Source organism: Spiroplasma sp. hyd1 (assembly GCF_016082235.1).
GTDB lineage: Bacteria > Bacillota_I > Bacilli_A > Mycoplasmatales > Mycoplasmataceae > Spiroplasma > Spiroplasma poulsonii.
In genome coordinates, this window is sequence record NZ_JXYY01000063.1 from 1 (window position 1) to 5,953 (window position 5,953).

Sequence of the window (5,953 nt, forward strand, 5' to 3'; positions counted from 1 at the left end):
AATTAAAAATAGTTTACATGCTAGTTTAACTTCAATTCAAAATATTGGAATTATATTAACTGTTTTTTCTTTGATTTTTATAGCAATAATTCTTATAGGAATAATATTAATTAATTCAACAAAATTAGGACTACAAAGATTGGGTTATTTTTTTGGATTTAGTAGTGGTTTACTATTATTATTTATTTCTTTTATGCCATTAATCTTTATAAAAAGTGCTAATATTAGTGACGAATTAATGATTTTTGTTTTAATAATGTTATTTATTTTTTTTGGATTTAGTAGTAGTTTATTATTAATTGGGTCAATATTTGGTATTATATCAACAAAAAACAAGATCAATAATTTTGAAACTAACGGGTAATTGCGTTTGTTTGTGCAGCACAGTTAGCTAATGTTCTGGCTTTTATTATTATTTCTGTTGGGTTATGATGCTATTCGCAAATTAATTGGACGATAAAAATAGTTGGGTTTAACTAACTATTTTTATTTAGTTCAAAAATGGGCATTGCAAATTGTCTTATTAAGTTTTATAATATACTATAATATATTGTAAAGAGTGGTGAATTATGATGAAACAATGTGCGATTAATGATGAAATTTGCTGTGGAAATGACTGTCGTTGTGAGAGTAGCTGTTGTGATCACAATGTGGCAACGATTAAAAGTTTTGTTAAAATTATTTCACAAAAATGGTTTTTAAAAATAATTAATGTTTTAAATGAACAAGAATGTGGTTTTAATGAATTACATCACCATTTAAAAGAATGCACTAGAAAAGTGTTAACAGAAACCCTTAATAATTTAATTAAAAGAAATATTGTTGAGAAAAAGGTCTATCTTAAAAATAATGTGACATATTCTTCATATCGGTTAACAGATATTGGTTTTGAATTAGTACGAATGCTTTACCAAATTAAACGATTTAGTTGTGCTTATTTAGTTGATTAAAGATTTGGAATATTTTTTAAAAATATTTTATTTTTCTTATATAATAAATTTAATATATATTTGAAATGGGTGGAACATATGTTAAATCTTGCAAAAGAGGCTACGCGGGGATTTACAAAAAAAATAACGCAATTTATTGGGTTGATTTTGTTTATCATTGGAGCAGTATTAACCTTTACAGCACTTTTTTCGACTGTTTTTCAAGTTAAAAATGGATTAAATGATGTTAAAAGAAATAGTATCTCGTATCATTATGAAATTGGGATGGATAGTTTGAATATTGATAATAATGTTTATAAGAGAAATCCGGATTGAAAAATTAATGGAAATAATCGTGCTTTTTTAGCACAATTTTATGATGACACTAAAATTGATACTAATCGGTTAACTTTTAATAATATTAAGGCAGATGTTTTAGGTTTAAATTGTGATTTAACAAATAATCAAATTTGTACATGATCAAAAGAACCATCATATTTAAATAAACAAACAGGGACAGCATCTTTTACTGCGTTAGTTAAGAATTTTAATGGTAATCTTCCTTCGGCATTTTTAAGTTATATTATTCATCATCCCGATAAAAGCCAGTTAAAAGCTTTAATTGATAATGATAATGTTACTTTAGATCTTAGTTATGATGTTAGTTATCAGTTTGTTGCTAATAATTTAGCTAAAGACACCCAATATTTTAATGCTGTTGCTGTTAATAAAGATAAAAATTTATTATTTAATGGTGATGGGTGACGAGGAAATGATATTTTTTATACTCCATTTAATCGTGTTTATGATGTAACAATTGGTGGGGCCGTTACTGAGATAGCAAAAAACAATATTATTTTAAGTAAGCAATATGCAGACTATAATTCGTTAAATGTTGGTGGAAATTTTAATTTAGGAAATAATTCAAATTTACAATTTAAGATTGCAGGTTATGGTGCTAAGTATAGTAATATTTATCCTAGTTTAGCAAGCTTATCAACAGTTGCTAGTGGTAGTAAAATAATTGATTTAAGGAATGGTTCATTATTATTTATGAATGACATAAATTATAATACGATTAAACAAAACTTTTCTAATGGTGAAGAAAAGTTTACTGGCTTTATTAATGTTAATGGCGACTTAACTGATCCTCAAAAAGTTGCATTGTTGCGCAAGGTTTTAGGTAATTATTTTGTTGCTCCAGATAATGCGATTGTTGTTTTTGAATCATCATTACCAGGCCAAGTGGTAATGTTAACAAATACTGGTTTTATTATTAATACCTCAATTGCGGTTGCCTGTTCAATTATTATTTTAATTATTATTGCCTTTTTTATTAAAAAGGATATTACTTATCAAAAACGCCAAATTGGGGTTTTAAAGTCCTTAGGATATCGACGTTGGGAATTATCTTTTGTTTTTATTTTTAATATTGTCTTTACAACGCTAATTGGTTGTTTATTAGGGTGGGTTATGAGTTTACCATTACAAATGTATTTTACTTCTTCAAACTTATATTCAGTTGGTCTACCATTGTCACTCTTTTATTTTAATCCAGTTATTTTTATTACCGCAACAATTATTATTCCCCTTATCTTTGTTGCGATGGCGTTTTTAATTTCATTTGTTCTTTTAAGCAGAACAGCTTTAGATTTAATTTATGATTTAAAAGGGTCAAATTTAAATTTCCGTGCTAAAAGAGTAAGAAAAGGAAGAAAATATGTCCACTTTGGATTATCCTTTAATATTCATTTATCATTTACCTTTGCTTTAAAATCATTCGGAAAATGAGTAATGGTATTAGTTGTTTTAGCTTTTTCATCCTTCTTATTAATTTTCCAATTAGATGCTGGTGTTATGGCCCAAGGCATTGTTGGTGATTCTTTCCGATATTTTAAAGATGATATAAAATCGTATTTAATTGCATCTTCTGATCAACAAGATATTGCCCAAGAAGCAAACAATAGTAAACCTTATAATTGAATTACAACCAATGAACGTGATCAATATTATTATCGAGCACAAGTCTTAGAGGATGATAAAACTTTTAATTTTCCAGATCCATTAATGTGTTTCTTAAAATTATCAAGTCCTAATTCCGCTAGGGCACAACAAAGTTGTGGTGATTTACTAAATATTATTGGTGATCCAAGTGGGCCAAATCTTGTTGAAAGTAAGATTAAATATGATGCTAAGACTAACAAATATCCTTATTTAAATTCTGAAACAGTTAAGGCAATTGTTAACTATAAAGTTAAAGATAATAAAACTGGGGAATGAATTAATGGATGAGATCGGTTAATTGAAATAATAAATATTATAAAACCAAGTTTAATTAGTCAAGGTCTATCCGAAGCAGATATTCAAACTATTATTACTGGAATTAATATGATTAATAGTTTGGGTTCATCAACTAATGGTCAGTACCCTGATATTTACTTAGGACCATATATGGTGTATGATTTAGCTTATGATTTCCCGTATGTCTTTCTAACGGCCGGTTGAAGTCCAGATGATGTAAAAAATGCTAAAAATCCTGTTTCACAATTAAATGTTGTTGGTTTATCAAGTGATGAAACACAACGAAATCAATTGTTGAACTATCGCTCTCAAAATACGCCAGTTGATGTTGCCCAAAAAGAAGTTTTTGGTTATAAAATTAGTGACAACCCAGTAAATTATGATTTAAATATGACAATTAATGAACCAATCCCAGTTATTTTAGCAAAACGAGTTTATCAATCAATGGATATTAATCCGGGAGATATTTTTAAATTAAATGTCCGAATCACAAATGCGATTGGCTATGTTCCGGTTGCTTTTAAAGTGGTTAGTTCAGATGATGCCGATATTAGTTCGGGGAATATTTATATGAATCAAGATTCGTTAGTTACTGTTATGAACCAATGAGTTAATGTGACAAGGAAGGGAATCGTGTTCCCACTTGGTTCATATTATAATGTTGTTGCTTCTCGTGCCAGTCCGAGCGGAATGGCTTTACAACCTTATCGTATTATGTCCTCGTTTTCATTAACAGATAATTATGATTTTACAATGTTTGATAATAATAAAAAGATTGATTTTACTAATGCACTGGATTTAAGAACAAATTTAAAATTATTAAATGGGTTGCATAAGATTTGACCGTTTGATACATTACGAGAAAATTATTCGCAAGGAATGCGAACCGTCCGTGATGTTCTTAATGTATTAGAGGGACTAACGATTGTTATTGTTGCTTTAATTCTAGCTGTTTTAATTTCAATGGTGCTTGATGAAAACCGACGAACAATATTGACCTTAAAAGTGCTTGGATATCCAACATGAAAAATTATTTCAATTGTGCTAGGATTTTATTTATTAGCTATCATTATTGGTTATATCTTAAGTTACGTGATTGCACAGTTATTATGGAGTTTAATTGCTAATGTTGTCTTTAAAAGCACCGGAATGTTGTTAATACCTTCCTTTTCTGCTTATGTTGTTTCAATTGCAACAGCAGCAATTGGAATAATTCTATTATTAGTTATTACGGTTGGAATTTGAAAAATTAAGAAAAATAAACTAACAAATATTACATCAGAGTAAAACTAAATGTTATCCAATTTAAAAAATGGATAACATTTTTTATTAAAAAGTTATTAAATTTTAGATTATGTCTTATTTTTTGCTAAACTAATTATATAGTTATTGTTATAAAGTAGTTTCTGATTAAAATGCTATTAAAAAAGTGGGCAGGGGTAAAATGAGAAAAATAGTTGTATGGATAGTAGTTATAAATTCTGTTTTTTTTCATAATTTTATACACTCAAATAATATTCTTCAAAATGTTCCATTTTCTTTTAATAATAAACAGTATGTTTGAACGAGAATTGAAGGGCTTGATAATATTTTTCGAAATGCAATTACCTTTGGGAAGGAAAAAACTTATTTTGGTTCTTCACGGGGTCTTTATGCTTTAACGACCGATGATATTAAGGCAACTAAAATTAAAGGTATTGATGATAAAGTCCTTTTTTTAACAATTGATCAAGATAATAACATTTATTTTGCAACAGAAGATAATGATATTTTTATTTATAAGAATGATACTTCAATTGTTAAAATTGAAGGGGTTGAGGCTGATGCTGATGTCACTGCGCTTGCTTTAGATAGTATGAATAACTTATATTTGGGAACGCTTGCTGGAATTTATTATTTACCAGCAGGGGAAACTGTTGTTGAAAAAGTTAGTTGAGGAGATTATGTTATTTTTGCATTAATAATTGATGATCAAGATGATGTTTATTTTACAACTAATAAACGAGATTTTTTTTCTTACCAACGAAATAAAGAAGACCCACTAGTGTTGATTCAAAATTTAAATGAATTAATTTATACAATGGCAATTGACCAAACCAATAATATTTATTTAGGGAATTACATTTATCAAACCAAAACAAATGAGTTAAATCAAATTAATTTACGGGATCGAAGTATATATTCAATTGCTGTTGATGCTAATGATAATATTTATTATTGCAGTTTTTTAGATGGTGTTTATTTTTTAAAAAAGGGAGCAGACCAAGTTATTAAAACCAATTTATTTGGTCGAGAAGTTCAAACCATTGCTGTTGATGCTAATGCCAATATTTTTGTTAATAACAATGAGGGTTCTTTTATATTTCAAATTTATAATCCACCAATTATCCCTGACCCAGTTGTTAAGCCAAAAGACATGGTTGTTGCAAAAGTTTTGGGTTATGTGTTTTTAGGTACTTCTGGTGCTGTTGGGATATCTTGTTTCGGGACTTATTTATGAAATAAATATCGTTATAAAAAGAGTCGCCGAAGATAAAAAATTATTTAATAAGTATTAATTTTGAAATAATTTTTATTTATAGTATAATAATATAAGCGTAAATGCCTATATCTTGAGGAAACTATTGAAAACATAATATAAATTTATCAATTATTGGAATGGCAAGGATTTTTTGGACAAATTTTATGTAGAGTAAAGATTTTTATATTCAATTGATGTTAAA

General features: G+C 27.7%; 4 protein-coding genes. All 4 read left to right on the plus strand.

Features of this window, described 5'->3' with window-relative positions:
• Positions 1-364: hypothetical protein (locus tag TS70_RS05705; RefSeq protein WP_198049677.1), on the plus strand; the 364-nt coding region annotated here is incomplete at its 5' end.
• A 205-nt stretch (positions 365-569) separates the two neighbouring features.
• Positions 570-950: a winged helix-turn-helix transcriptional regulator gene (locus tag TS70_RS05710; protein ID WP_084218065.1), complete on the plus strand. Its 381-nt coding sequence runs from the start codon at positions 570-572 to the stop codon at positions 948-950.
• A 78-nt stretch (positions 951-1,028) separates the two neighbouring features.
• The gene (locus tag TS70_RS08715) at positions 1,029-4,517 is read left to right on the plus strand and encodes an ABC transporter permease (protein ID WP_198049678.1); all 3,489 of its coding nucleotides are present in this window, start codon (positions 1,029-1,031) and stop codon (positions 4,515-4,517) included.
• A gap of 157 nt (positions 4,518-4,674) precedes the next feature.
• Positions 4,675-5,766: a hypothetical protein gene (locus TS70_RS05720; RefSeq protein ID WP_198049679.1), complete on the plus strand. Its 1,092-nt coding sequence runs from the start codon at positions 4,675-4,677 to the stop codon at positions 5,764-5,766.
• Positions 5,767-5,953: the final 187 nt, after the last annotated feature.